Here is a 25110-nt window from a genome sequence, read left to right as displayed (position 1 = left end):
GTCGACGCGACGATCGCTCCCGACACCGCCGGGCGGCTCCCCGCGGGTCAGGAGTCCGCGGCCGCCCTGGCGTCGCTGCCCAGCAGCGCCGCCGCCAGCTCCTCGGCCACACCGTCGGCGTCATGGTGCCCGACGACGGCGTCCGCGCTGGCCAGCACGTCCCGGTGGGCGTTGGCCACCGCGATGCCCCGGCCGGCCCAGGTGAGCATCGGCAGGTCGTTGGGCATGTCACCGAAGGCCCATACGTCGGAGGCGTCCACCCCGAGCCGCGTGCACCAGCGGGCCAGCGCGGCGGCCTTGTCGACGCCGGGCGGCATGAGCTCGGCCAGGCCGACGGCGCCCGAGTACGCCAGCTGGGCGTGCGGCCCGATGGCGCCGCGCACCGCGGCGAAGAACTGTTCCTGCGCGAGCCGGATCTCCTCCGGCGGGTCGACGAGGATGCCCGGCGGCGGGATGTACGCGGGATCGAGCGCAAGGATCTTCGACACCGGCCCGCGAGCGCCGTCCGCGCCGAGGGTGTCCTCGACCGGCACCGACCAGAGCGCGGGGTCCAGCGCCGGTTCCCGGTTCGGGTAGGTCGGGTCGAACACGACGCCGTCGGGCCGCTCGAAGGCGAGCGCAGCGTGCGGCAGCGCGGCACGGATCCCGGACACGACGGCGTGCGCCGCGTCGTCGTCGAACCCGCAGGTGTCGAGCGTCTCGCCGGAGGCGAGGTCGAGCACGCAGGCCCCGCCGATGCAGATGACGCGGCCGTGGCCACCGACGGCGTCCGTGAACCGGGTCAGCCAGCGCGGCGGTCGGGCGGTCACGAAGACGACCTCGACACCTGCCGCGTCGAGGTCGGCAAGGACGTTCCGCGTGCGGTCCGAGACCTGGCCGCGGCTGTCGAGCAGCGTGCCGTCCAGGTCGGTGGCGACGACGCGGGGCAGGCGGGTCACCGCTCGGCCCACGGGTTCGTGAGCGGGACGCTCGTCGGCTGGAGGTGCGCCACGTTCCGCGTCACGTGGGCAACCCACCTGACCGTGCTCACCTCGTGTCTCAGCGCGCGCGACGTGACGACGCCCATCTCGGCCCCCTCCGGTCCAGGTCTGTACGCACACCCTAGACGCGGCGCTCGGCGCGACAAAGAGCCGCCCTGGCATGTTCTACATGATTTACATGTTGTAACGTGTGCCGCAGACAGGGACGGACAAGCGAGCACGGGAGGCATGCGGTGGCCGACGACAAGAGTCCAGCGAAGTACGGGCCTGGAGGCCGCGGCTTCTACGGTTCGGTGACGGTGAGCGAGCGGGGACAGATCGCGATCCCGGCCCAGGCCCGGCGCGACCTGGGGATCGAAGCGGGCGACAAGCTGTTGGTGCTCGCCGACCCCGAGCAGGGCCTCGCCCTGATGACCATCGACACGCTGATGCGCACCCTGCAGGGCTCGTCCACGCTGCTCGAGATGATCCAGCAGCACGCCAAGGACGACACGGACGAGGCGGAGTAGCCACATGACCAACCCGGACACGTCACCGTCGGTCACCGTCGCGAGGACGGCCCGCAGAGCGCTGGCACCGGACCTGGCGCGGGGCGGGATGCTGCTGTTCATCGCATTCGCGCACGCCCCGCTGTTCGTGTCCGCGATCGACCGCGGGCCCGAGGCGGTCAACGAGATCACGAAGGTCTTCCACCTGCTCTTCGTGCACAACCACGCGCGGCCGCTGTTCGCCTTCCTCTTCGGTTATGCCCTCGTCCAGCTGATGAACCGGCAGCAGGCCCGCGGCGCGAGCTGGACCGACGTCCGCACGCTGGTGCGGCGACGAGGGTGGTGGCTCGTCGCCATCGGCTTTGTCCACGTGCTGCTCTTCACGCCGCTCGACATCCTGGCTCCGTACGGGATCGCCGGGCTGCTGCTCGTCGGGCTGCTCCGCGCCAAGGACCGCACCCTGCTCCGGGTGACCGGGCTGACGATGATCCCGGCGACGGCCGCGGCCGCCCTCGGCATGTGGCTCCCGTTGTCGCAGGGCATCTCGAGCTATACCGTCGGCAGCGTGGCCACGGGCGACCGGACCTGGACCGAGGCGCTCGTCGATCGGACGACGAGCTGGCCGTACGGCCTGGTCATCGGCGTCCTGCTGGTCATCCCGGGGGTCGTGCTCGGGATGTGGGTGGCCCGACGCCGAGTCCTGGACGAACCGGGGAACCATCGCGCGCTGCTCTGGCGATTCTCGGTCGCCGCCACGGCGGCGTCGGTCCTCGGCGCGCTCCCTGCCGTACTGATCGAGCTCGGGGCGTGGTCGCACGAGAACCCGGCCATCGTGCTGACCGCTGCAGTCGCTCAGCCGCTCACCGGCTATGCGGGCGGCATCGCCCTGGCGGGGTTCATCGCGCTGGTCGCGCTCGCCGTGGCCGACCGTCCCGGCCGGCTGACGATCGCCGTCCAGGCACTGGGCCAGCGGTCGATGAGCATGTACCTGTTCCAGACGGTGGTGTGGGTCGCGGTCTTCGCACCCTTCGGACTGGGGCTGGAGGACCGGACCGGGCTCGCGGGCGCCACCGTCGTCGCGATCGCCACCTGGGTGGTCTCGGTGATCATCGCCGACCTGATGCGCAGGGCCGGGTATCGCGGGCCGGCGGAGATCCTGCTGCGCCGGCTGTCGTACCCGCGCGCGAGATCCGCTGCCCGGTGAGCCGGAGACGCTCCGGGCAGCTCACGCGCTGAGCTCCGCTACCGACCGGTGCCTCTTGGGCAGCAGCGGTCCAACCAGGATCCGGTCGAGGCCGGGCAGCTTCATGGCACGGAACCCCCACCGGCGCAGCAGGAGCGTGACCATCCGGGTCGGCACGAACCACTCGGTGACCCGGTCCCGCGCAGCCTCCTGCACGCCGGTGGCGACCGGCCGCCAGCGCCGTTCGTAGTCGGCGAGCCCCTCGGGTACCGAGGGCGCCGCCTGGAGCCGTTCGGCCAGCACGTAGGCTCCCGCGATGCCGAGGGACGCGCCCTGGCCGGCCACGAGCGAGACGGCGTAGGCGGCGTCGCCCACGAGTGCCACGTGCCCATCGGTCCAGCGCGGCGTGTCGATCTGGGCCACCTGGTCGTAGTAGATCTCGTCGGACGGCGGACAGTGCGCCAGGGCACGTTCAGCCAGGTCACCCATGCCGGCGAACGTACGGCGGAGCGCAGCGCGCGGGTCCTCGGGCAGCGCCGGGTCCTCGGTGCGGAAGACGGTGAACACGGCTACGCGGCCATCGTCGAGCCCGTAGAAACCCATCTGCCGGTTGAGCGTCTCGGTGAGCACGAACCGGCCGCGGACCTGGTCGAAGACCGTCGGGTCGGTGAACACGAACGCGCCCGTCTGCATGCCGAGGTACCGAACGTCGCCGCGATCGGGGCCGAAGATCTGGGAGCGGATGCCGGAGTGGACGCCGTCGGCTCCCACGACGAGGTCGACATCGAGCGTCGTGGCGTCGGAGAGCTCGACGACGCCGTCGGTGACCCGGTCGACAGTGGTGCCGTAGCGCAGGTCGACCGCCCCCGCCGTCGACTCGCGGAGCAGCTGCTCGAGCGCGGGGCGCATGATGCTGACCATGCCGCCGTCGACCGCCTTGGCGAAGAGCGTGTAGTCGACGCTCACCGTCGTGCGGCCACGATCGTCGATGTAGCTGAACTCCTCGACGGGGCTCGCGAGCTCGCGCAGCCTCGGTTCCAGGCCCATCGCGGTGATCGCCTCGAACCCCGGACCGAAGAAGTCGATCATGTAGCCCTGGGTGCGCGGGCCGGGTGCCCGCTCGACGACGTGCACCTCCCAGCCGTGGTGGTGCAGACGGTTGGCCAGGGCGAGGCCGGCGATCCCGGCTCCGCTGATCAGTGCTCTCATCGTGGTGCTCCGTCCGGTTCGGCGGGTGCGGTCTCGGCGGGTGCGGTGGGCGTCGTGAGCGTCTTCGCGCTCGTGAGCGTGCGCAGCAGGGGCGCGATCTGGTCGCGCGTCAGCGCCGGATCGAGCCCCTTGTGCAGGATGAACCCGTCGAAGACGGCCATGACCGTCCTCGCGGCCCCGTCCGGGGAGGGATGCCCGGCGGCACCGAACGACGTGGTGAGGGCGTCGCGGAAGCCCACCATGAGCTCACCCATCCGGGCGCGCAGCTCGCCGTCGCGGGTGGCGGCGAGATAGCCCTCGACGAAGAGCAGCGATGCAGGGTCGGTGCCGTCGTACCGGTCGAGCTCCGCCAGCATCGCGTCGACGCCGTCGGCCGGGCTCGCCGCCTCGGTGAGCAGGACGGCGGTGCCGTCGAGCATGCCGCTCATCGCTTCGAGCGTCGCCTGGCGCAGCAACGCCTGGAGCGACTCGAAGTGATAGTGCACCAGCCCGTAGCGCACACCGGCACGCTCGGCCAGCACCCGCGTGCTCACGCCGCTCCAGCCCACCTCGGCGATGAGCTCCCTCGCGGCCGCCAGCAGTCGGCTGCGCACCTCGCGGCCGCGTTCCACGTTGGTCTGGCCCGACATCCACACTCCTTGGTCAGTCGTCTTGGACGACTGACCAAACGTAACCCCGACATGCGCCGATGTATAGCCCCGCGTCAACCCAGCAGCAGCGCCCCCACCGACACGAGCGCCGACACGACGAGCAGGCAGAGGACCACACGCTCGTACCGCGAGCTGCCGAACGCGTGAAACGCCCGGGCGCCCACCAGCTGTCCCAGCAGCGCCGCGCCGACGAGCGGCAGCCAGTACTCGTACGTCTGCCATGTCCCCGCGATGACCAGCGACGCGACGCTCAGCGGCAGGCGCACGAGCGAGACGGTGACGAGGGTGTCCCGCATCGCGTGCGGCGCCAGGTCGCGGTGGACCAGGTAGTAGACGCTGGGTGGCCCACCGAGGGAGGTCGAGGTGCTCAGCGCACCCGAGAGGAACCCGGCCGGCACGGCCCACGCGGGCCGGACGACGACGCCACGCTCCCGCGAGCGCAGCCGCAGGACCACCGCACCGATCACCACGCAGGCGACGAAGACCTGGAGGCCGGACGCCGGCAACCAGGCCAGCAGCCAGGCGCCGACCAGCATGCCCGGCACGGACCAGCCGGCGAGCGCCCAGACCTCCCGGCCGACCGGGCGTGGCACGCTGCGCCGCATCGCCAGGATGGCCACGTCGCAGGCGGTGCCGGTGATGATGATCGTCGAGACCGCCTCGGCGCCGCCGATGGTCGCGGCGAGCAGCGGGGCGCTCAGCAGCGCGAACCCGAACCCGGACAGCGACTGCAGGATCGCACTGACGAAGATCAGGGCGAAGAGAGCGCCGAAGAGGGCCCCGCCGTCCAGGTGCACGGCGCTCAGGCGGCGCGCAGCCCGACGGCGGGCAGGATGACCTCGTCGATGTTCGAGAGCAGGAACTCCCGGTCGACCGGCTTGCGCAGCAGGAGCACCCGGTACGCGACCAGCGCCGGGCCGATCATGCAGAGCTTCTCGACGTCGATGTCCGCGCGGATCTCGCCCCGGTCGATCGCGCGCCGGAAGAAGATGCGGTTGACGGCGGCTCGCGGCTCGACCAGCGCCTCGTGCGCGGCAGCGGCCATCTCGGGGTTGCGGGCGATCATCGACACGATCCCGGCCATCACCTTGAGCTTCCGCTCGCTGTCGCGGATGCTCGGCGGCTTGATCATCGCGACCAGGTCCCCGCGCAGCGTTCCCGTGTCGGGCAGGCTGTCGACGTCGAGCTCCCTGCCCTTCATGCAGGCGACGGCGTCGAGCACCAGGTCGGACTTGGAGTGCCACCGGCGGTAGAGGGTCGCCTTGCCCGCCTTGGCGCGCGTCGCGACCATCTCGATGGTCATCCCGTCGTAGCCGGTCTCCGCCAGGACGTCCAGCGCGACCTCCAGGATCTCGGGGTCGCGAGTGTGGTCCCGTTTGCGGCCGAGCCGGGGCTTCACCGCGGCCTGCTCGATCTGCGCCATCGCCGTCGCCCTCCTTTTCTGTCCGACTCGACCTTACCGTCGGGTTAATTATTGAACCAGCCATATCCGGAACTGCTCAGTACCGTATATGGTGCGTGCATGTCCGATACCTCAACACCCGCGACCGACGGCCGGCGCTGGATCACGCTCGTCGTGGTCGGGCTCGCCCAGCTCATGGTCGTGCTCGACGCGACGGTCGTGAACATCGCGCTCCCGTCCGCCCAGGCTGACCTCGGCTTCTCGGACGGTCAGCGCCAGTGGGTCATCACCGCCTACTCCCTCGCCTTCGCCAGCCTGCTCCTGCTCGGCGGGCGCCTCTCCGACCTCATCGGCCGCAAGCGCACCTTCGTCATCGGCCTCATCGGCTTCGCCATCGCATCGGCCCTGGGCGGCGCCGCCGGCTCGTTCGAGCTGCTGGTGGCCGCCCGCGCGCTGCAAGGCGTGTTCGGCGCGCTGCTGGCCCCCACCGCGCTCGCCGTGCTGACCACCACCTTCACCGTCCCGAAGGAGCGCGCCCGCGCCTTCGGTGTCTTCGGCGCGATCGCCGGCGCGGGCGGCGCCGTCGGGCTGCTGCTCGGCGGTGTCCTGACGGAGACTCTCGACTGGCGCTGGAACCTCTACATCAACGTCTTCATCGCCGCGTTCGCCCTCGTCGGCGCCTTCGTCTTCATCCCGCGGATCACCCGGACCGGTCCGCGACCCAGGCTGGACGTCCCGGGCACGCTGCTCGTGTCGGGCGCGTTCTTCGGTCTCGTCTACGGCTTCTCGAACGCCGAGACCGGCGGCTGGGAGGCGCCCCTGACCTGGGGCATGCTCGCGAGCGCCGTCGTGCTGCTCACCGCATTCGTCGCCTGGCAGACGCGAGCGGCCCACCCGCTGCTGCCGCTCTCGATCGTCCTCGACCGCAACCGCGGCGCGGCCTACCTCTCGGTGCTGATCGCGGGTGCGGGAATGTTCGGCATCTTCCTCTTCGTCACCTACTACCTGCAGCTCACGCTCGGGTACTCACCGATCCAGACGGGCCTGTCGTTCCTGCCCATGATCGGGATGCTCGTGCTCGCCGCGCAGCTCGGCACCAACCTGTTCGTGCCCCGGTTCGGCCCCAAGCTCATGGTGCCGATCGGCATGACGCTCGGCGCCACCGGCATGTTCTACCTGACGTTCCTGGACGCCTCGAGCTCCTACGCCGCGCACGTGCTCCCGCCGCTGATGATCGTCGGCTTCGCGATGGGCACGATCATGCCCGCGTCGATGCAGACCGCCACGCTCGGCGTCGACCGGCAGTTCGCGGGCGTCGCGTCGGCGATGGTGAACACGAGCCAGCAGGTCGGCGGCTCAGTCGGGACCGCGCTGCTCAACACCCTGGCGGCTACCGCCGCGGCCGACTACCTCGCGGCCCACACGCCCGTGACCGAGGCGGTCGCCGTCCAGGCAGCGATCGCCAGCTACTCGACCGCGTACTGGTGGGGCGCCGGGTTCTTCGCCCTGGGTGCGGTGCTGGCGGCACTGCTGTTCCGCCGGCGCGGCGACGGTCTGTCGCTGGCGACCACACCCCCGGCACAGGCTCAGGCCGACCGCGCCGCCGATCCTCTGCCGGTCCCTTGATCCCGGTCGCTTCGCAGCAGGACACACACCGCGTACGGCGCGTCGTCCCTCTCCCCCTCGACCCCTTCGATCATGCCGCGGCTCCGGATCTCTCCGACGTATCGCATGCCTATCCGCTCCATCACGGCGCGTGAACGCTGGTTGTGACGGACCGTGCACGAGACCACGGCGTGGACACCGAGGATGTCGAAGGCGAAGGCCAACCCGGCGCGGCCGATCTCAGAGGCGTAGCCATGACCCCAGAAATCGCGCCGCAGCGCCCATCCGAGCTCGAGCCAGTTCGCGTGTGCGACGAACGGGCGTGTCGCCCCGTGCGCGACGCGCACCCACGGCTCCCCCGGAAGAAAGTCGTAGATCTGCCCCCAGTCGTCATCGACCGGCGTCCGGGACAGCCCTCCGCGACCGACGACCTCGCCGCTCGCGCGGTCGTACGCGATCCACTTGTGCACGCCGTGGAGACGCCACGACTCGCGCATGAGGCGGGCCTGCCGCTCCGCCTGCTCGAGGCTCGGCCGCTCACCGCCGTACCAGGGCCACACCTCGTCGTCGTCATGCACGAGGAGCAGGTCACGAACGTTCGCGGGACCGACGGGTTGGAGCCGCAGGCGCGACGTGAGGCGGGACTGGACGGCGTCGGCCGGCGGCGGGTCCTCCATGCGGCGCAGCGTCTCACGGCGGGCGACGGCGCGGCATGCGAAATCTGGGGCGGTGGTGCCTACTTGTCTCCCTACGGCACGTCGAAGAAGGTGTCCGGTCGCCCGAGGAATCTCTTCCACAGGTTGACCGATTCCAGCTCGGACCACGTGCGCTCAGCGATCCCGTCCTCCGTCATCTCCAAGATCTGGGCACCGGGCAGCGCTGCGACCAAGGGTGAGTGCGTCGCGTAGATGACCTGCGCGGCGTGCTCGTTCACCAGGTCCTGCAACCGGTACAGCAGCTGCAGCGTGGACTCGAACGACAGCGGCCCCTCGGCCTCGTCCAGGAGGTAGAGGCCGGGGCCGCTGAACCTGCCGGCGATCGCCTGGAGGTACGACTCGCCATGGCTGACTTCCGACGACAACCGGTCACCGTAGCCGGTGACTCCAGCCTCGGTCATGAACGCCAGCATCCCGAACGCGGTCTCCGCACGCAGGTAGAAGCCCTTCGCGTTCTGTCGGGTCATGCGCGTTCCGGCGAGAGTCCGGTCCAGGAAGAGCGCCTCGCCCAACGGGCTCGTCTCCATGCCGCTGGCATACTTGCGACCACCGTGCCCGCCGCGCACGTCGAGCCCGTACGTCTCGGCGATGGCTTCCAGCACGGTGGACTTGCCGGACCCGTTCGCACCCACCAGGATCACGATGCTGCTGGTCAAGCGCATACCGTGCGCGGTGAGGTCAGCGACGGCCGGAACCGTCCACGGCCAGGCACCCTCTTCGACATGGGCCGGCTTGACGCTCACTCGCTCGATCAGCACCTCGACAGGTTAGCGACACAAGCTCGTCGTCCGGGCGGCACCTGGAGTTGCACCTTCCGTAGCGGCATGTGGTCCTGTGGACTCACGTCCCCCACTGCGGAAGGCCCTGCTCATGGATTCGTCCTTCATCCCGCCGCGCCAGGTCAAGATCGGTGACGCGGCGGCCTTCGTCGGCGTGACACCGCGGACAATCCGTCACTACCACGAGATCGGCCTGCTCCCCGAGCCCGAACGGGGCAGCGACGACCGTCGCCGCTACGGCTACGACGACATGATCCGACTGCTGTGGATCCGCAAGATGGCCGACGCCGGGATCGCCCTGGACGACATCCGTGACGCCTTCGCCGACACGCCTTCTGCCGATGTCGACGCCGACCGCGGCATCGCGGGCATCCTGGAACGGCTGGAGGAGACCCTCGTCGCCCAGGAAGCAGAGCTGCGGCGGCAGCGGGCTGCCGTGCAGCGCATGCGCACCGAAGGCAGCAGGATGGGTCTGCTCTCCGACTTCGTCACCAGCCGCCTCAAGAGCCTGCCCGAAGGCTCCCTGCGCCAGGCGGACCTGGACGACCTGCTGGTCAGCGAGCGGCTTCTCAGCCCGCTCGGCGCGGCCATCCGGGCCGCCCGTTTCATCGCCCTGGCCACCCACCCGGATCTGCGGGCGGAATCCGACCGGGTCGAGGCCGCCGAGGAGGCCCTCGATGACACGGTCGCTGTCGACGACCCCCGCGTGGCGCAGGTAGCCGCCGAACGATACGCCTTCGAAAAGGCGCTGGAAGCCGTCATGGAGGAGTCCGGCCTGGAGGAGAGCGACGATGCCATCATCGACTCCTGGGACGCCTTGCACCCCGCTGACGCTGATGAGGGCGCGGCCTGCAAGAGCCCTGGCAGGGAGCAAGGGTCCATGAGCGTGCTGGAAACCCTCAGACAGATGCCTTTCGACCTTTCCCCGGCCCGCCTACGCTCCATGGAGCTGGTCGCGCATTCGATGTCTGATGCTGCGGAGACCTCCTGACGGACCGGGCGGACGGCCATCGGTGTTCCGGCAGCCACCGGTCAGCGGTAGCTCGTGGATCCGGGCAGTGTTGCTTGACCTCGCCCCAAGGGCAACGCCCATGCTCGGGACACCGATACCCCGACAGCACAGGAGACCCATGGAGAACGAGAAGAACGACCTGACCGCCGGCAGTTTCCAGGAGATGACCGGCCTGACCGCCAAGGCGCTCCGCCTCTATGCCGAGCGCGGCATCCTGACGCCGGCATCGGTCGACCCGGACACCGGATACCGCCGCTACGCACGCTCCCAGCTCCGGCACGGGATGACCACCGACCTCCTGCGACGCGCCCAGGTCCCCTTGTCCGAGCTCGCCTCGGCGACCAGCTTCCCCTTCGACCAGTGGCGCGAGACGGTCCAGATGAGACGCCACCTCGAGGACTTCTATCTTGCCGTCGCCGAGCAGGTCACCGCGTTCGACCCGGCGGACCTCACCGCCCACGCCTCCGAGGCCCCGGCGCTCGACTGGGTCGGCGTCATCCTCGACCTCGACGTCCCCGAGGACATCGAAGGCAGGATCGAGACGTTCACCGGTCTGGCGGTCGAGACGCCCGCCGTCGGCAAGGCGTTCGGCGAGGCGCTCACCGACCTCGGTATCGGGGCCACCGACGTGTGCTGGACGGCGGCTCCCGATACGACCACGAGGAGCGGGGGCGGGCAGCTTCTCCTGGCCCGCCCCGGTCCGGTCCACCTCGGTGAGGCTGATCGCGAGCACATCGCGGAGCGAGTGCGTTCCAGCACCGGACGGAGCGTCGTCCCGGTGACAGGGACGCTCCCGGCACGCGTCGAGGTCACGTTCGCGGCCGCCGCCACCGAGGATCCGACACCGGTCGAGGAGGCCGCCGCGGGTTATCTGCACGTGCTTGCCTTCGAGGACTACGTCCGACGACGCCGGCTCACCCCCGTCCTACCCACCGCGCGGCAGGTGATCCAGGCGGCGACGTGGTTCCCGCTCGACGCCGGCGGTGAACCGGCCAGCGTCTTCGACGTACTCCCACCCGCGCCCGTGGCCTGAGCCTGACCCGACGGCCCGCGGCTGAGGCGCACAAAGGCCTCCTGACAGGCCGGACGGGCGGCCACCGGTGTCCCGGCAACCGCCCGCCAGCCCGCGTCGTCGTCGCTACGAGTGCTTCCTGTTCAGGCCTGGAGCAGCGCGGAGCGGCCGGCGTAGCGTGCCGCGTCGCCCAGCTCCTCCTCGATCCGGATCAGCTGGTTGTACTTCGCCGTGCGGTCGGAGCGGGAGAGGGAGCCGGTCTTGATCTGACCGCAGCCGGTCGCCACCGCCAGGTCCGCGATGGTGGTGTCCTCCGTCTCGCCCGACCGGTGCGAGATGACGACCGTCCAGCCCGCTTGGTGCGCCGTGGCCACCGTGGCCAGCGCCTCGGTCAAGGTCCCGATCTGGTTGACCTTGACCAGGACCGAGTTGCCGACGCCGGTGCGGATGCCTTCGCGCAGCAACGCCTCGTTGGTACAGAACACGTCGTCGCCGGTGAGCTGACAGCGGTCGCCCACGCGGGCGGTCAGCTCGCGCCAGCCGTCCAGGTCGTCCTCCGCCATCGGGTCCTCGATGGAGAGGACCGGGTAGGCGTCGATGAGCCCGGCCAGGTAGTCGGCCTGCTCGGAGGGGGTGCGGCGCACACCCTCGCCCACGTAGTCGTACACCCCGTCGCGGAAGAACTCCGAGGACGCCGGGTCCATGATCAGGCCGATGTCCGCGCCGGGGCGGTATCCGGTGCGCTCGATGGCGGCCATCACGAAGTCGAGCGCCTCCTCGGCGGTACGCAGCGTGGGCGCGAAGCCACCCTCGTCGCCGACACCCGTCGAGTGCCCGGCGGCCAGCAGGTCGCTGCGCAGGGTGTGGAAGACCTCGCTGCCCATGCGGACGGCCTCGGCGAAGGTGTCCGCGCCGACGGGCGCGATCATGAACTCCTGGAAGTCCAGCGGGTTGTCGGCGTGGGCGCCGCCGTTGACGATGTTCATCATCGGCAGCGGCAGGAGGTGGGCGCCCTCGCCGCCCAGGTAGCGGTACAGGGGCTGGTGGTGGGCCGCCGCGGCGGCCTTGGCGGCGGCGAGGGAGACGCCGAGGACGGCGTTGGCGCCGAGCCGTGACTTCGTGGCGGTGCCGTCGAGGGCGACGAGCGCGGCGTCGAGACCGGCCTGGTCGACGGCGTCCAGGCCGCGCACCGACGCCGCGATCTCGCCGTTGACGTGGGCCACCGCGCGGTCGATTCCTTTGCCGTGCCAACGCGCGGCGTCTCCGTCGCGCAGCTCGACGGCCTCCCGGGCGCCGGTGGAGGCGCCGGAGGGGACCGCCGCACGCCCCAGGGACCCGTCCGCCAGGACGATGTCGACCTCGACCGTGGGGTTGCCCCGGCTGTCGATGATCCGGCGGCCGGTGACCTTCTCGATGCTGGCGTTGACGGTTCCGGCTGTACGTGTGGACATGGGAGTCCTTCCCGTTGTCGTGTGCCGTGGCCCGGCTGCGACGACGCTGGCGCTGAGCCCGACATCGCCAGACCATACAGCAAGACTGCACAGTTAAGGTGTGCAGGTTAGGTGCACAGTTGTCCTGGTGATCGGGGAGGTAAACTGACCTGTGCCCACCCCGCAATCTGCCGCGATCGCCGCTGAGCTGCGCACCGCGATGGGCAAGCTCACCCGACGCGTCAAGCACGAGGACCGCATCCCGCTGGGCCAGGTCGCCGTACTCGGTGCGCTCGACCGAGACGGCGCCATGACCACCAGCGACCTCGCCGCCGACCAGCGGGTACGCCCCCAGTCGATGGCCCGGGTGGTGGGGCTGCTCATGGAGCAGGACCTGATCATCCGCCGGGCGCACCCCACCGACGGCCGCAAGGCGCTCGTCGAGCTGACGGACGCGGGCCGCGCCGCGCTCGAAGCGGAACGAGGACGCAGGGCCGGCTGGCTCGCGCAAGCCATCGAGGCCGAGCTCACCGACGAGGAACAGGCACTGCTCGCACGCAGTGCCGCTCTGCTGGACCGGCTCGCCGCCCGCTAACCCGAGCCTTCACGGTGCGGGTCTGCCCACTTCTGGACGACTGGACGGAAAGCTCGTCCAGGGGCGCACAGCCCGTGGCCAAGGCCGCCGAAGTCCTCCTGACAGACCGAACGGGCGGCCACCGGTACCCCGGCGACCACCCGTCAGCCCGTACTCAGCGGCTGCTCACCGGTAGTTCATGGATCGCAGTCCGGACATATGGCATGGGTGGGCGGGGGCGACAACGGCCGGGAGCGTTGGAATTCCAACGCTCCCGGCCGTTGGTCGTGTTGAGGCGGACGGTCTGGTGCGGACTTCTTGCGGACTATCTGCGGACCGACATCGCCGCAATCTGCGAAAGAGCGGGCAACTCCTTCCGGGTCTTCGATTCCCCCTCAAACCCGGGAAGTACAAGCTCGGGTCAGAGGGTAGCCGTGTACCGCAGCACCGACAGCGGGACGTTCAGGAATTGTGATGCCTGAAGCTGCACGAACTCACGGGGAAACTCCATCCTGGGTACCGTTCTGCGGGGAGTTCGGCCAACCCAGGCTTTCGCTGTGCTCCGTCCGCATATGGCCGAGCGCTTCATCGACATGCTGATCGCGACCGCACGCAGGACCGGCATCTCGGCCTACGGTCGGAGAGGGCTCCAACCGCTGCCCGCCGTCCACCGCCTCGATGCCGCCCGCCTGCATGGCCTTGCCCTGGAAGGGTGCCGGCAGGCAGCGCACTGCACGGCGTCGGCGAAACCGCGATCCCGTTCAGGTGCATTGCGGAGAAGATCGGCGACAAACTCGGCGTCCCTGCCCGGTCGGTTGATCCCGCGGACGCCGCAGCACACTTCGACAACCCGTTCATGGTCACCATCGACGGTGCCGAGGCGCCAGCCTCTGGCGAGCACACCCGAGCGCTGCTCGGATGGGCGCCGGGCCATCCGACGCTGCTCGAGGACCTCGACAGCGGCGACCACATCGCCGCGTCGTGACCGTCTCCAGTCCGCCGATGAGCGACCACGATCCGGTTTGGCGACCCAGACTCGGCGGAGCCGTGGGAGGCGAGCGGTCGGACGACGCAACCGGTGAGCCACACGCAGGGTTCATCGGTAGCCGCCAGTTCGTAGGCCGCGACGTCTGATGGGCGAGAAGACGCGCGTGAGAGAATTTGGCAAGCAATTGACTGCGGTGGACATTCACCACCCACTGGTTGCTGGGTAGCGTCGAGGAGTAGTAGTTCACGACTGAGATTTCCAGGAAGGGAATTGGCATGGCTGACAGCGTCACCACTCGGCTCCTCGACACCACAGCGGAATCCACCATCGAGTCGCTGGCCTCGGGCCTCGGGTACGCCTCCCGATCGCCCATCCTGCGGACCCCGATGAATCAGGGCCTTGGCTACGAGGACGTCTCGTACCCGTCATCCGACGGCGTGCCACTCGAGGGATGGTTCATCCCCTCTGAGGGCTCCACCAAGTTGATCGTCTGCATGCACGCGTTCGGATTCAACAGGTATGGCTTCCCGAGCCACATCGAGCCGTGGAAGTCGGCATTCGGCCCGGGGAACGACACCGAGATCGACTTCAATCTGGACTACAAGGTCCTTCACGACGCCGGCTACAACGTGCTTGCCTTCGACTTCCGCAACTGCGGTCTCAGCGGCGACGCGAACGGCAACCGGATGTCGAACAACCGTTTCGAGACACGTGATGTGATCGGCACTCTGAACTACATCCGCTCCCGATCGGATCTGTCTTCCATGACGCTAGGCATCTTTGCCCGCTGCATGGGTGCCAGTGTGACGTTCCGGGCGATCCACTCCGACCCTCGCGTTTTCGACGACGTCGCGTGCCTGGTGGCGCCGCTTCTGCTGTCTCCGCGCGTGTTCGTGGAGGCGACGTTGGAGAGTGCTGGCCTGAGTGAGTACGTCGACGAGGTGGATCGGCGATTCCAGCTGCTGACAAGCAAGCCGCTCGCCGATGGGAACGTCAGCGATTGGGCGCCGTCAGTCACGATGCCAACCATGACGTACGGCGTCTATGACGACGCCATCACCCGCCCCTACGACCTCGAGGAGGCTTACGTGTCCCTCGGTGCGACGGAGAAGGAGATGTTCTGGATCGAGGACGCGACGGCCCGGTGGGATGCTTACAAGTATTTCCAGCGTCACCCGAAGCGAATCCTGGAGTGGTTCGACACCCACATGAAGTGAGTAGGTAGGACGTGCCCGCAGGCTGACATCGACGGCGGGCACGTCCTTCCTCGCGACCGAGCAGGTCAACATGGAACCATGTGATAGCGCCGCCATCGAAGCGGAATTGCGCGAGCGCGTCGTCCTTGCATTCAACCGTCCCGAGGAGCACGCGCTGATAGGCGGCGTGGCGCTACACGTGACTCGCGAACCTGTCGCCCCCGTGCCCACGCTCTTCCACCCAACGCTGTATGTCGTCTTACAGGGTGCAAAACGGCTAATCCTCGGTAGTCGGCAGATCGATTATCACGGCGGGCAGATTGTACTTATGGCCGTCGATCTTCCCGCGCTGGTTGAAATTACTCAAGCCACGGAAGAGACACCATACCTCGCCGTCGAATTGACGATAGACCGGCAAGTTCTCGGCGAACTGATCGCACGGATGCCGGCGCGACCACCGGCGCGGGCAGAGCCAGTAAGCGTCCACCCCCTGCCTCCTTCTGCCCTTTCGGCAACCCTCCGACTGGTGCAGCTCATGGCACTCCCAGCGGACGCCCACATCCTCGCGGAAGGCGTGAAAAGAGAGATCCTGTACCGCGTACTCAACAGCGAGGGCGGAGACGCGCTACTGCAAATGGTGCGTGCCGAAGAGACGCTGACCAGAATCGGCCAGGTGACCGACTGGATGCACAGCCACCTCAATACACCGATCTCCGTGGAGAATCTCGCTTTACGCGCAGGGATGAGCGTGGCGACTTTCTATCGCCTCTTCAAAGATGCAACAGGGACGACCCCAGCGCAATACCACAAAATGCTACGACTTCACGAAGCGCGACGACTTGTGGCCCTGCAGTCTTGCAACATGTTTGCTGTCTCAGAGGCGGTCGGATACGCAAGCCCGGCTCAATTCAGTCGCGACTACAAGCGCGCCTTCGGACTCGCCCCAAGCCAGGACGCGAAGCGCTTTGGATAGATCGACTCCCTTAAGACCTCGTTTCAGAATGACCGGCCTGGGAGTTTGCGCCAGCACATGATGGCGCGAGCCAGGTACATGAGTCCGAGGTGGAGATCGCCGCGGACCTCGTAGCGGGTGCGGAGGCGTTTGAACCGCACGGCGCATAGTGGGGGGCACGTGCGGGCTATCTGCGGACTGCGCAAAGCCAGGACTGGGGTAGTTCCTTCGATGCGGAGGCGAAGTAGTGACCAAGCATCTCGCTGACCCATGAGGGCTGGTGCGTATCACCACGCGGGCCCATCTCCGTGAACCAAGGCTTGATGTCGAGCATGGGTTGTTGCGCGGGCGCCCCACGTACTTGCTCCCCAGGTCGGCCAGCCCGGTTAGCGTATCCATCTCCCATGGCGACAGATGACCAATTTCTCGCGCCGCGCTTCCGCGCTTGGTCGGGTAGAAGCCGATCTCGGCATCCGTCGCGACACCGAGGACGGCACGCAGACCGTCGCGATACTGCTGCCCAGGCCAGCGCGACTGGCCTCGCTCGTAGCGAGCTATCGCATGGGCATCAAGGGTGGTGCGCTCCCCGGTCATCGCCCAGACATGGCGTTCACGGCTTCCGCGAGCTCGGCGCGGGACATGGGTTCGCCGGGGCGCACACGTGAGGCCAGTGCCTCGCGCCGCTCACGGAGTAGATCGTTGCCCACTGCCCGATCCCCTCCGTACTGTCCGCACAGCCCACGACCGAGGCCGCGAAGTCCTCCTGACAGACCGAACGGGCGGCCACCGGTATCCCGGCAACCACCCGTTAGTCCGTGCTCATCGCCCGCTCTTGCGGACTGTGTGCGGACTGGCAGCCCAAAACAGACTGCTGACCTGCATGTTCACCGGTAGTTCGTGAACTGCAGCGCGAAGTCCAGGTCCGAGCCCTTCAGCAGCGCCATGACCTCCTGCAGCTGGTCGCGGGACTTGCTGGTCACGCGGACCTCGTCCCCGGTGATCTGCGTCTTGACGCCCTTGGGGCCTTCTTCGCGGATGATCTTGGTGACCTTCTTCGCGGACTCCCCCGCCAGACCCTCCTTGAGGGTGGCCGCGAGCCGGTACTCCTTGCCGGACGGCTTGGGCTCGCGCTCACCGACGTCGATCGACTTGAGGGAGATGCCGCGCTTGACCAGCTTGGTCTCGAAGACGTCGAGGGCAGCGAGCACCCGCTCCGACGAGTTGGCGGCGATCGCGATGCTCTCGCCGCTCCACTCGATCGAGGCGCCGACGTTCTTGAAGTCGTACCGCTGCGAGATCTCCTTCGCCGCCTGGTTCAGCGCGTTGTCGACCTCCTGGCGGTCGACCTTGCTGACGATGTCGAACGACGAGTCGGCCATGTCGTGCTCCTTCTTCGTAACATCCGGACGCCCCTGCACGTCCAGTGGGATTCGGCACCACCGTATCCGTCACGGGAGGCCAAGGACGAACGGATAGGCTGCTGGACCATGTCGCGACTCGATCTCTGGAGACAACGCACCGAGTGGCCGCTGATCGGGGTGGCCGTCATCTTCCTCGTCGCCTACGGGCTACCCATCGCGGTGCCCGGTCTGCCGCGCTGGGCGGACGTGCTCTGCGGAACACTGATGACGGCGGTCTGGTTCGTGTTCGCCGCCGACTATCTCGTGCGGCTCCTGCTGGCGGACGACACGTGGCAGTTCGTCCGGCGGTACTGGCTCGACCTGGTCGTCGTCGTCCTCCCTTTGCTGCGGCCGCTGCGCCTGCTGCTCCTGGTCAAGGTGCTGCAGCGGTTCAGCAGGACGGGTGTGCAGCGCCTGCGCGGCCGCGTGGTCACCTACGCCACGGGCGGCACAGCCCTGCTGATCCTCACCAGCGCCCTGGCCATCACCGACACCGAGCGCGGCGCGCCGGGTGCCACCATCGAGAGCCTGAGCGACGGCTTCTGGTGGGCCATCACCACGATGACCACCGTGGGTTACGGCGACCAGTTCCCCGTGACCACGGCCGGCCGGTTCATCGCCGCCGGGCTCATGGTCGGCGGCATCGCCCTGCTCGGTGTGGTCACGGCGACCCTCGCGTCCTGGATGGTGCAGACGGTCGAGGAGGCCGCGGAGGACGAGGCCACAGCCACCCGCGCCCAGGTCAACGACCTGGCGGCCGAGGTGCGGGCCCTGCGGGCCGAGCTGGCCCGGGCCCGCGACACCGAGCCGGCCGAGGCCGGCGGCGCGCGGTAGCCGCCCGCCCCGGTACCCCAGCGGTCAGTAGCCCGGCGGTGTGCCCCAGGGCGGTGCGTCCGGACCCGACGTCGGCCCGCCGATCCCGCCCAGGCCGTAGCCGCCCGACGGCCCGCCGGCCATGGCCTCGAGACGGCGGATGCGGTCCGGCATCGGCGGGTGCGTCGCGAACAGACGACCGATCCCGGCGCCGCGGAACGGGTTCGCGATCATCACGTGGGACACGTTGGTGAGCTCCCGGTCCTGCGGCAGCGGCGCGCGCTGCGTGCCCTGCTCCAGCTTGGCCAGCGCGGAGGCCAGCGCCAGCGGGTCGCCGGTGAGCCGAGCGCCGTCCTCGTCGGCGTCGTACTCACGCGTGCGGGAGATCGCCATCTGGATGAGCATCGCCGCGATCGGGGCGAGCAGCGCCATGGCGAGCGCAGCGAGCGGGTTGCCACCCTCCCGGCGGTCACCGCCGCCGAAGAACAGCAGGAACTGCGCCAGTGCCGTGATGAGGCCGGCCAGTGCGGACGCGACCGACGCCGTGAGGATGTCGCGGTTGTAGACGTGCATGAGCTCGTGTCCCAGCACGCCGCGCAGCTCGCGCTCGTTCAGCAGCTGCAGGATTCCCTCCGTGCAGCACACCGCGGCGTTCTTCGGGTTACGTCCCGTGGCGAACGCGTTGGGCGCCTTGGTCGGCGATATGTACAGCCGTGGCATCGGCTGACGCGCCGCCGTGGACAGCTCCCGCACGATGCGGTGCATCTCCGGCGCCTGCAGCTCGGTGACGGGATACGCGCGCATCGCGCGGATCGCCAGCTTGTCGGAGTTCCAGTATCCGTAGGCCGTCGTGCCCAGCCCGATGAGCACGAAGATCCACAGCATGCCGCTGGAGCCGCGCGCGAAGAGCGCCCAGAGCCCGAGGATCACGGCCCACATCCCACCGAACAGCGCGGCGGTCTTCAGCCCGTTGTAGTGCCTGTGCATCGCACTCCTTTCCTCCCAGCCGAACGTGCCGCGCCGGGCGGCGGTTCCCACAATGCCGTCGAAGTAGAACTGGGGCGAGACAGAACTGGGGCGGAGCGAACCACGTGGTTGCTCCGCCCCAGTTCTGTCTCGCCCCAGTTCTACTTCGACAGGGTCCTGCTGATCGAGATCATCTCGTCGCGCGGCACGACCTTCACCCGCTCGCGGCCCTGGGCCTCGCCGAGCGCGCGCTCGTGCGCGTCCAGGAGCTCCCAGCCGGCCCACTCGACGTACTCCACGCCCTTGCCGGCGAGGAACTCGGTGACGGCCTCCGGCTCGCCCTGCGGAGCGGTCCGGCCGCCGTCCAGGTCGCCGGGCGCCTCGCCGTCGGCCACGCCGGTGACGTCCTCGACGAGGTGACGCACCGTCTCCGAGGCGTCGGACTTGGTGTGACCGATGAGGCCCACCGGGCCACGCTTGATCCAGCCCGTCGCGTAGACGCCGGGAACCTGGTTGCCGTCGATGTCGACGACCCGGCCCTCGCGGTTGGTGATGACGCCCTTGACGTCGTCGTACGGGATCTCCGGCAGCGACGAGCCGAAGTAGCCGACGGCGCGGTAGACGGCCTGGACGGGCCAGTCGACGAACTCGCCGGTGCCCTTGACGGTGCCGTCACCCTGCAGCGCGGTGCGCTCGGTACGGAACCCGACGACCTTGCCGTTCTCACCGAGCACCTCGGCGGGGGCGTGCAGGAAGTGCAGGTGCAGACGGCGGGACGCCGTGTTCTGCGCCGGGTCCTTCAGCGTCCAGTCCACGAGGGTCTTCACGACCTGCTTGGTCTGGTTCGACGAGTTGATGGCGGACTCGGAGCCCTCGTCGAAGTCGAAGTCCTCCGGGTACACGACGATGTCGACGTCGGGCACGTGGCCCAGCTCGCGCAGCTCCAGCGGCGAGAACTTGACCTGGGCCGGGCCACGGCGCGCGAACACGTGCACGTCCGTGACCGGGGAGGTCTTCAGGAGCTCGTACACGTTGGCCGGGACCTCGGTGGGGAGCAGGTCGTCCGCGTGCTTGGCGAGGATCCGGGCCACGTCGAGGGCGACGTTGCCGGCGCCGATCACGGCGACCTGCTCCGCCTCCAGCGGCCAGGTGCGCGGCACGTCCGGGTGGCCGTCGTACCAGGAGACGAACTCGGCGGCGCCGTAGGAGCCGTCGAGGTCGATCCCGGGGATGTCCAGCTCGGCGTCCTTGATGGAGCCGGTGGAGAAGATGACGGCGTCGTAGAACTGGCGCAGGTCTTCGAGCTTCACGTCCACGCCGTAGTCCACGTTGGCGAGCAGGCGGATGTCTCCGCGGCTCAGCACCTTGTGGAGCGCGACGATGATCTGCTTGATGCGCGGGTGGTCCGGGGCCACGCCGTACCGCACCAGACCGAACGGCGCGGGAAGGCGCTCGAACAGGTCGATGCTCACGTCGAGGTCGGTCTTGGACAGGATGTCGCTCGCGTAGATGCCGGCAGGGCCGGCGCCGACGACGGCGACGCGCAGGGGTCGGGTGGTGCTCACGGAGGGGCGCCTTCCGGGTCGAGGTCAGGAGGGGAAGCGAAGGCCGGTCCTGATTCTACCGACAGGGTAAGGATCACCTCACCGGGTGTCTCATGTTTCACGCTGTCCGCGTGGGATCGTCACCCGCGCGGGCCGGTCGCGCCGACCTCGGCGACCGCGCGCCGCAGGTCCTCCTGGCTGCTGCCGCCCATGGCGCGCAGCGGGCTGTAGGCGGGCACGACGGTGACGGACGCGGTGCCGTCGGACAGCCGCAGCGCGTCCACCGACCGGCTCCCATAGACCGCCTGCACCACCGCGGCGTCCACGGGCCGGCGCAGGGTCCAGGTGGGAGCGTCGGCTCGGCGACCCACCCAGACCTCGATCTGGGCGCCCGTGACCACGAGGGCCATCGGGCTGCCGCCCATACCCATCAGACCGCGGCCCGAGCCCGCGTACGCGGCGGCCTCGTCGGCGGCCTCCGCCGTCGAGTACACCGGGACGACGCCGACGTCAGGCCGGTTCTGCCGGGCGTTCGCGGCCACCCCGCCGGCCCGGGCGAGCACCACGGCGACCGTGACCCCGCAGATCAGCAGGACGATGACCAGCGCGATCCACAGGGTGCTGTCACCCAGGCCGTCGCGCTGCACGGTGAGGACGAGGCGCACCACCGAGGCGAGGGCGAACAGGACCAGAACGCCGATCCAGAGCTTCTTGCGGGCGTTCGCGTTCATGGTTGCTCCGATGGCGTAGCGGTGGGGGTGGGCTCGAGGCTCTGCTGTTCCTCGAGCCATTGCTGCTGGGACCACTCGTCGTAGCGGTCCTGGGCCGCGTCGCGGTCACGATTCTCCAGCCAGACGGCACCGAGGAAAAGTCCGACGGCGACGAACATGCCGAGCATGATGAGCAGAGTGGGCCGCAACGGATCCCACAGCCTCGTGTAGTTCGACAGGTCCCCGATAAAGAAGCGATAGCCGCCAAGCACCCAGAACACGAAGAAGCAGGCAACGAGCGCCGCAAGGATGCCGGTGACGATCGCCAGCGCACCGGGGTCGTCCGACGGCAGCTGTGGTGCCGCGACGATCATCCGCGAACCACCGGGTGCAGGGACAGGACTATCGCGTCGAAGAGTTCGAGCATCGCGGCGCGGAGAGGCACGAACGGCGTGGTGAATGACACCTGGAGAATCTTGTCGAGACCACGACGCTCTGTCCAGTAGTCGGCCCTGAGCTCGGGCAGCACCGGGTTGCCCTCCGCGTCGGTCCGCGTGATCTCGCTCTGCCGGACGGCCCGCAGCACCCACCCGTCGTCGAGCGTCTGCCGGTCGACGTCGGCTCCCGACAGCGAACTGGTGATGCTCGCCATCAGCTCGTCCCGGGCGCCCTCCGCCACCGTGTAGGGGAACACGGCCATGGTGCCCGTGATCGCGACGTCACCGACCTCCATGCTGAAGACGGCCAGGCTGGTCCCCCCGTCGTCGGCGGCACCGTGCGCGGCCTGAGCGAGGTGTTGCCGCGCCTCGCGCCGTGCCTGGGCGCGGTCGTCCCGGCGGCCCAGCCGGTCGACGACGATCTTGCGCACCGCGCCGTCGATCTGCGCGGGGTCCGTCAGCGGGACGGTCCACCAGCCGCGGGGGTACACGAACGCCCAGGACGTGGCCGCCTCGCGGAAGGCAGCCGCCGCGGCGACCTGGAGGTCGGTCGGTTCGTCGCCGGGCTCGGTCTCCACGCCCGCCTCGGTGTCCCGCATCTCCAGGCTCACTCGAGCCCCAGCTCCTTCGACAGGGCGGACCCGGGCTTGACCCCGTAGTAGGCGTGTGAGATCAGGTCGCTGACCTGGGCCCCGATCTCTTCCGACAGGTGTGCGTACAAGGTCTGGAACTCGAGCCGGACCACCTCGTCCTTGCCGTCGCTGAAGAGCGTGACGAACCAGTAGATCTGTACTTCGCCCGCGTCGTTGACGGTGTCGATTCCCTGCACGACGAGCGGGCCGAAATCCACCTCCCCCTCGTCGACGTCGTAGCCGGTGATCGTCACCCCCGGAACCTGTGGCACACGAGCCGCCTGCTTCCGGAACTTTCGGTATGCCTTCTTCGGGTGGCCCCGGTCAGGGAAAGTCTTGATCAGCACGCCGGCACGGACCTGGTGACCGTGCTCCGCCGGGAGCCAGACACCCGCGCCCCACGCGTTGCCGTCCCCATCCTCGACAGCGTCCTGGTCCATGGCCTGAATAGCGCCGATCACTGCCGGATTGCCCGCTCCCCACTCACGGGTCGCGGCGATCTCCTCGGCTCCTCCGTCGCCCATACCGGTCACCCAGAAGATCCAGTCTTCCCGTTCCGGAAAGGTGAAGACCTGGTCCTCGTCCCACGGACGCCAGGACGTACCCTGCTGTTCCATCGTCGGCTCCCCCATGTCGCTCACCATGTGCGGACGTCCCGGTAGAGCAGCGTCGAGTTCGCCGCGATGTCCGTCGTGTACGGCACGAGCGCCGACCCGAAGCTGCCGACCTTGGCCGGGTTGAGCGAGCCAAGCCGGCCCATGGTGCCGACGTATCCGGTCGCGTTCTTCGCGAACTGAGCCACTCCGTCAGCGTTCCTCAAGGTCTGATAGGCACGTGCCGCCTCGCCATGCCCCATGAAGTTCATGAACCGCGCCTTGCCGGTGAGCCCAGCGAAGGACGCGGCCCCGGACCTGAACCAGCTCACCGGATTCAGCTTGGTGTACGGAACCGACTTGAAGGCCTTCGTCGCGTTGGGCCACGCGTTCCGCACCACTGACCGGGTGAGCGGACTGCCGAACTTCGGGCTGCGAGCAATCATGCGGGTCCCCCGCGCCGCGCCTTGCGCCATCCCCTTGGCTGCCCCGGCCTTGGCGAACGCACCGACGAAGCGCCCGACACCGAACGACGCGACAGCGATCACGCCGAGCAGCACGTTCACCCAGTCGCCCTCGCCGTTCATCACCAGGGCGATGTCGGCGACCAGCGCGGCGACCGTCGCGATGATCGCGATCGCCGTGAGGATCTGCCCGAGGATGGGCACCCAGCCCAGGACCAGCGCGGCGATACCCGCCCACATCGCGATCTTGCCGGCCCACTTGGAGACGAAGCCCGCGACCTTCGAGCCCCACTTCTCCCACCAGCCGTCCTTGAGGTCGTCCTTCGCGGCGGCCTCCTTGATGGTGGTGGCCGCGTTGCCCGCCTTGGTGCGCCACTCGCTGACGATGCCGGGCAGCTGACCGATGATCCCGGACAGCACGGCGCTGGACGACTCGACCGCGGAGCTCGCGTTGCTCAGCGCGGTCCGCGTGTCGGAGTCGAGCTCCTCGCCCGACGTCCGGGAGGTGTTCACGGCGCTGTCGAACTCGGTCCTGGCGGCGTCGGCGGCGCGCTGGTCCGCCTCGACGGTCGCCTGCGCGTCCTGCGCCCTGAGCAGGAGGGCGTGGGCTGCGTCCTGCGCGTCCTGGTGGTCGATCGCGTACTGGGTGAGCGCCGCGGAGGCTGCCGCATAGCGGTCCTTCGCCTTGACGACCTCAGCCTTCACGTCTTCCGCCTTGCCGCGCAGCTGCTCGACGGCGTCGGACTGGAAGCCCTCCATGTTCTCGATGACACCCAGTGCGGTGTACGCGTCGGCCATCGACTCGGCGATCGTGCCGTAGTACGTGCCGGCACTCTGCGACACCGTCGGGTCGCCCGGGATCGGGTTGCTGCTCGCCAGCGGCTCCCAGCTCATGCCTGTGCCCCCTGGTCGAGAGACGCCCCGAGCTGCTTGTCGACGTCCTGGAACTGCGTGCCGACGGCCGTCGTGAGCTCGGCGAGGTTGGCGATCGACTCCTTCATCTTCTCCCGGCGGTTCTTCCACTCGCTGGAGAAGTCGCGGACGGCATCGGCCAGGGTGTCGTCCCCGACGGCGTCGGCCACGCGGTCCGCGTAGGAGTCCGCACCGTCGAACTCGTTCACGATGGCAGTCAGGTCGTTGCCGGTCTCGAGCAGCAGGTCGACGTCGACCACGAGCTGGTCGGTCATGGGTTCACTCCTTGTGTCGCGGGTGGGTCGGCCGAGCCGTCAGGATCCGCAACGGCGGGGCGGCCCCAGGCCTTGGCCCGGGACCGCCCCGTGGTGCGTGGTGCGCTGGTGTCAGCCGCCGATGCCGCTGGCCAGCTGCTGGTCCACGTCCTGCAGCGTCTGAGCAGCCTGCTCCAGGAACGAAGCCA

At 69.1% G+C, this 25110-nt stretch carries 27 protein-coding genes and 1 pseudogene; 10 read left to right on the top strand and 18 right to left on the bottom strand.

All coding sequences use genetic code 11. The features are described from left to right. Positions 1-47 precede the first annotated feature (47 nt). A complete protein-coding gene (locus LUM46_RS07225) occupies positions 48-938 on the bottom strand; it encodes an HAD family hydrolase (protein ID WP_274993116.1) in 891 nt (296 codons plus the stop codon). Between the two features lie 275 nt (positions 939-1213). On the opposite strand from LUM46_RS07225, the gene LUM46_RS07220 reads away from it, so the two are divergent. Beyond that, the gene (locus tag LUM46_RS07220) at positions 1214-1489 is read left to right on the top strand and encodes an AbrB/MazE/SpoVT family DNA-binding domain-containing protein (RefSeq protein ID WP_274993115.1); all 276 of its coding nucleotides are present in this window, start codon (positions 1214-1216) and stop codon (positions 1487-1489) included. Positions 1490-1493: 4 nt separating this feature from the next. Then, positions 1494-2672, top strand: a complete 1179-nt coding sequence (locus tag LUM46_RS07215) for a DUF418 domain-containing protein (RefSeq protein WP_274993114.1) — start codon at positions 1494-1496, stop codon at positions 2670-2672. A 21-nt stretch (positions 2673-2693) separates the two neighbouring features. Here LUM46_RS07215 and LUM46_RS07210 read toward each other — a convergent pair whose 3' ends face one another. The 4 genes from LUM46_RS07210 to LUM46_RS07195 all read right to left on the bottom strand — a co-directional run bounded on the left by LUM46_RS07210 (position 2694) and on the right by LUM46_RS07195 (position 5933). Next, positions 2694-3860 (bottom strand): FAD-dependent monooxygenase, encoded by a 1167-nt coding sequence (locus LUM46_RS07210; RefSeq protein ID WP_274993113.1) that lies wholly within the window; start codon positions 3858-3860, stop codon positions 2694-2696. After that, positions 3857-4489, bottom strand: coding sequence for a TetR/AcrR family transcriptional regulator (locus tag LUM46_RS07205; protein ID WP_274993112.1), 633 nt, complete (start codon positions 4487-4489; stop codon positions 3857-3859). Before LUM46_RS07205 ends, LUM46_RS07210 begins: the two co-directional genes overlap by 4 nt. A 74-nt stretch (positions 4490-4563) precedes the next feature. After that, positions 4564-5307, bottom strand: a complete 744-nt coding sequence (locus tag LUM46_RS07200; protein WP_274993111.1) for a sulfite exporter TauE/SafE family protein — start codon at positions 5305-5307, stop codon at positions 4564-4566. 5 nt (positions 5308-5312) lie between these two features. Further along, positions 5313-5933 (bottom strand): TetR/AcrR family transcriptional regulator, encoded by a 621-nt coding sequence (locus LUM46_RS07195; RefSeq protein ID WP_274993110.1) that lies wholly within the window; start codon positions 5931-5933, stop codon positions 5313-5315. A 99-nt stretch (positions 5934-6032) separates the two neighbouring features. Between LUM46_RS07195 and LUM46_RS07190 the strand changes: the two genes are divergently transcribed. Next, positions 6033-7538 carry a DHA2 family efflux MFS transporter permease subunit gene (locus LUM46_RS07190; RefSeq protein ID WP_274993109.1) on the top strand — a complete coding sequence of 502 codons (1506 nt, stop codon included), beginning with the start codon at positions 6033-6035 and terminating at the stop codon, positions 7536-7538. Here the strand turns inward: LUM46_RS07190 and LUM46_RS07185 are convergent. Both LUM46_RS07185 and LUM46_RS07180 read right to left on the bottom strand, forming a co-directional pair. Then, a complete protein-coding gene (locus LUM46_RS07185; protein ID WP_274993108.1) occupies positions 7499-8194 on the bottom strand; it encodes a GNAT family N-acetyltransferase in 696 nt (231 codons plus the stop codon). The genes LUM46_RS07190 and LUM46_RS07185 overlap by 40 nt on opposite strands. A 71-nt stretch (positions 8195-8265) precedes the next feature. Then, positions 8266-8991: an AAA family ATPase gene (locus LUM46_RS07180; protein ID WP_274993107.1), complete on the bottom strand. Its 726-nt coding sequence runs from the start codon at positions 8989-8991 to the stop codon at positions 8266-8268. Positions 8992-9103: 112 nt separating this feature from the next. Between LUM46_RS07180 and LUM46_RS07175 the strand changes: the two genes are divergently transcribed. Both LUM46_RS07175 and LUM46_RS07170 read left to right on the top strand, forming a co-directional pair. Beyond that, on the top strand, positions 9104-10003 hold the full coding sequence (locus LUM46_RS07175) for a MerR family transcriptional regulator (RefSeq protein ID WP_274993106.1): 900 nt from the start codon (positions 9104-9106) through the stop codon (positions 10001-10003). 139 nt (positions 10004-10142) lie between these two features. Beyond that, positions 10143-11057, top strand: coding sequence for a MerR family DNA-binding transcriptional regulator (locus LUM46_RS07170; RefSeq protein ID WP_274993105.1), 915 nt, complete (start codon positions 10143-10145; stop codon positions 11055-11057). A gap of 122 nt (positions 11058-11179) precedes the next feature. Here LUM46_RS07170 and eno read toward each other — a convergent pair whose 3' ends face one another. Then, positions 11180-12487, bottom strand: a complete 1308-nt coding sequence (eno, locus tag LUM46_RS07165; protein ID WP_274993104.1) for a phosphopyruvate hydratase — start codon at positions 12485-12487, stop codon at positions 11180-11182. A gap of 151 nt (positions 12488-12638) precedes the next feature. Between eno and LUM46_RS07160 the strand changes: the two genes are divergently transcribed. The 4 genes from LUM46_RS07160 (at position 12639) to LUM46_RS07145 (ending at position 16197) form a co-directional block, all read left to right on the top strand. Next, on the top strand, positions 12639-13061 hold the full coding sequence (locus tag LUM46_RS07160; protein WP_274993103.1) for a MarR family winged helix-turn-helix transcriptional regulator: 423 nt from the start codon (positions 12639-12641) through the stop codon (positions 13059-13061). A gap of 691 nt (positions 13062-13752) precedes the next feature. Further along, entirely contained in the window at positions 13753-14025 is a 273-nt protein-coding gene (locus LUM46_RS07155) for a Rossmann-fold NAD(P)-binding domain-containing protein (RefSeq protein ID WP_274993102.1), read from the top strand. Positions 14026-14303: 278 nt separating this feature from the next. Further along, positions 14304-15245: an alpha/beta hydrolase gene (locus tag LUM46_RS07150; RefSeq protein ID WP_274993101.1), complete on the top strand. Its 942-nt coding sequence runs from the start codon at positions 14304-14306 to the stop codon at positions 15243-15245. 70 nt (positions 15246-15315) lie between these two features. Further along, entirely contained in the window at positions 15316-16197 is an 882-nt protein-coding gene (locus LUM46_RS07145; protein WP_274993100.1) for an AraC family transcriptional regulator, read from the top strand. 23 nt (positions 16198-16220) lie between these two features. Here the strand turns inward: LUM46_RS07145 and LUM46_RS26690 are convergent. Continuing rightward, positions 16221-16331 (bottom strand): annotated as a pseudogene (locus LUM46_RS26690) (IS5/IS1182 family transposase); the annotation flags it as partial. A gap of 729 nt (positions 16332-17060) precedes the next feature. Then, positions 17061-17555 (bottom strand): YajQ family cyclic di-GMP-binding protein, encoded by a 495-nt coding sequence (locus tag LUM46_RS07140; protein WP_274993099.1) that lies wholly within the window; start codon positions 17553-17555, stop codon positions 17061-17063. Between the two features lie 108 nt (positions 17556-17663). Here LUM46_RS07140 and LUM46_RS07135 point away from each other — a divergent pair, with 108 nt between their 5' ends. After that, positions 17664-18410 (top strand): potassium channel family protein, encoded by a 747-nt coding sequence (locus LUM46_RS07135; protein ID WP_274993098.1) that lies wholly within the window; start codon positions 17664-17666, stop codon positions 18408-18410. 24 nt (positions 18411-18434) lie between these two features. Here LUM46_RS07135 and htpX read toward each other — a convergent pair whose 3' ends face one another. The 8 genes from htpX to LUM46_RS07095 all read right to left on the bottom strand — a co-directional run bounded on the left by htpX (position 18435) and on the right by LUM46_RS07095 (position 24922). Continuing rightward, positions 18435-19376 carry a zinc metalloprotease HtpX gene (htpX, locus tag LUM46_RS07130; protein WP_274993097.1) on the bottom strand — a complete coding sequence of 314 codons (942 nt, stop codon included), beginning with the start codon at positions 19374-19376 and terminating at the stop codon, positions 18435-18437. 140 nt (positions 19377-19516) lie between these two features. Continuing rightward, positions 19517-20920 carry an FAD-dependent oxidoreductase gene (locus tag LUM46_RS07125; RefSeq protein WP_274993096.1) on the bottom strand — a complete coding sequence of 468 codons (1404 nt, stop codon included), beginning with the start codon at positions 20918-20920 and terminating at the stop codon, positions 19517-19519. Positions 20921-21039: 119 nt separating this feature from the next. Then, a complete protein-coding gene (locus LUM46_RS07120; protein WP_274993095.1) occupies positions 21040-21630 on the bottom strand; it encodes a hypothetical protein in 591 nt (196 codons plus the stop codon). Continuing rightward, on the bottom strand, positions 21627-21983 hold the full coding sequence (locus tag LUM46_RS07115) for a hypothetical protein (RefSeq protein ID WP_274993094.1): 357 nt from the start codon (positions 21981-21983) through the stop codon (positions 21627-21629). The genes LUM46_RS07120 and LUM46_RS07115 overlap by 4 nt, the downstream gene beginning before the upstream one ends. Continuing rightward, the gene (locus tag LUM46_RS07110) at positions 21980-22657 is read right to left on the bottom strand and encodes a hypothetical protein (protein WP_274993093.1); all 678 of its coding nucleotides are present in this window, start codon (positions 22655-22657) and stop codon (positions 21980-21982) included. Before LUM46_RS07110 ends, LUM46_RS07115 begins: the two co-directional genes overlap by 4 nt. Beyond that, complete coding sequence (locus LUM46_RS07105) at positions 22654-23295, bottom strand: hypothetical protein (RefSeq protein ID WP_274993092.1); 642 nt, start codon at positions 23293-23295, stop codon at positions 22654-22656. The genes LUM46_RS07110 and LUM46_RS07105 overlap by 4 nt, the downstream gene beginning before the upstream one ends. 20 nt (positions 23296-23315) lie before the next feature. After that, complete coding sequence (locus LUM46_RS07100; RefSeq protein ID WP_274993091.1) at positions 23316-24629, bottom strand: hypothetical protein; 1314 nt, start codon at positions 24627-24629, stop codon at positions 23316-23318. Beyond that, positions 24626-24922, bottom strand: coding sequence for a hypothetical protein (locus LUM46_RS07095; RefSeq protein WP_274993090.1), 297 nt, complete (start codon positions 24920-24922; stop codon positions 24626-24628). Before LUM46_RS07095 ends, LUM46_RS07100 begins: the two co-directional genes overlap by 4 nt. Positions 24923-25110: the final 188 nt, after the last annotated feature.

Origin of the sequence: Promicromonospora iranensis (genome assembly GCF_028994805.1) — a bacterium.
Classification (GTDB): Bacteria; Actinomycetota; Actinomycetes; order Actinomycetales; family Cellulomonadaceae; genus Promicromonospora; species Promicromonospora iranensis.
The sequence above is the reverse complement of the archived record's forward strand: the minus strand, read 5'-3'. Positions and strand labels throughout refer to the sequence as shown.

Excerpts from the sequence above, each read along its gene's own strand:
- LUM46_RS07215 (WP_274993114.1), top strand. The coding sequence starts at position 1,494 with ATGACCAACCCGGACACGTCACCGTCGGTCACCGTCGCGAGGACGGCC.
- LUM46_RS07210 (WP_274993113.1), bottom strand. The coding sequence starts at position 3,860 with ATGAGAGCACTGATCAGCGGAGCCGGGATCGCCGGCCTCGCCCTGGCC.
- LUM46_RS07205 (WP_274993112.1), bottom strand. The coding sequence starts at position 4,489 with ATGTCGGGCCAGACCAACGTGGAACGCGGCCGCGAGGTGCGCAGCCGA.
- LUM46_RS07195 (WP_274993110.1), bottom strand. The coding sequence starts at position 5,933 with ATGGCGCAGATCGAGCAGGCCGCGGTGAAGCCCCGGCTCGGCCGCAAA.
- LUM46_RS07190 (WP_274993109.1), top strand. The coding sequence starts at position 6,033 with ATGTCCGATACCTCAACACCCGCGACCGACGGCCGGCGCTGGATCACG.
- LUM46_RS07185 (WP_274993108.1), bottom strand. The coding sequence starts at position 8,194 with ATGGAGGACCCGCCGCCGGCCGACGCCGTCCAGTCCCGCCTCACGTCG.
- LUM46_RS07175 (WP_274993106.1), top strand. The coding sequence starts at position 9,104 with ATGGATTCGTCCTTCATCCCGCCGCGCCAGGTCAAGATCGGTGACGCG.
- LUM46_RS07170 (WP_274993105.1), top strand. The coding sequence starts at position 10,143 with ATGGAGAACGAGAAGAACGACCTGACCGCCGGCAGTTTCCAGGAGATG.
- eno (WP_274993104.1), bottom strand. The coding sequence starts at position 12,487 with ATGTCCACACGTACAGCCGGAACCGTCAACGCCAGCATCGAGAAGGTC.
- LUM46_RS07150 (WP_274993101.1), top strand. The coding sequence starts at position 14,304 with ATGGCTGACAGCGTCACCACTCGGCTCCTCGACACCACAGCGGAATCC.
- LUM46_RS07145 (WP_274993100.1), top strand. The coding sequence starts at position 15,316 with ATGGAACCATGTGATAGCGCCGCCATCGAAGCGGAATTGCGCGAGCGC.
- LUM46_RS07140 (WP_274993099.1), bottom strand. The coding sequence starts at position 17,555 with ATGGCCGACTCGTCGTTCGACATCGTCAGCAAGGTCGACCGCCAGGAG.
- LUM46_RS07135 (WP_274993098.1), top strand. The coding sequence starts at position 17,664 with ATGTCGCGACTCGATCTCTGGAGACAACGCACCGAGTGGCCGCTGATC.
- htpX (WP_274993097.1), bottom strand. The coding sequence starts at position 19,376 with ATGCACAGGCACTACAACGGGCTGAAGACCGCCGCGCTGTTCGGTGGG.
- LUM46_RS07120 (WP_274993095.1), bottom strand. The coding sequence starts at position 21,630 with ATGAACGCGAACGCCCGCAAGAAGCTCTGGATCGGCGTTCTGGTCCTG.
- LUM46_RS07115 (WP_274993094.1), bottom strand. The coding sequence starts at position 21,983 with ATGATCGTCGCGGCACCACAGCTGCCGTCGGACGACCCCGGTGCGCTG.
- LUM46_RS07105 (WP_274993092.1), bottom strand. The coding sequence starts at position 23,295 with ATGGAACAGCAGGGTACGTCCTGGCGTCCGTGGGACGAGGACCAGGTC.
- LUM46_RS07100 (WP_274993091.1), bottom strand. The coding sequence starts at position 24,629 with ATGAGCTGGGAGCCGCTGGCGAGCAGCAACCCGATCCCGGGCGACCCG.
- LUM46_RS07095 (WP_274993090.1), bottom strand. The coding sequence starts at position 24,922 with ATGACCGACCAGCTCGTGGTCGACGTCGACCTGCTGCTCGAGACCGGC.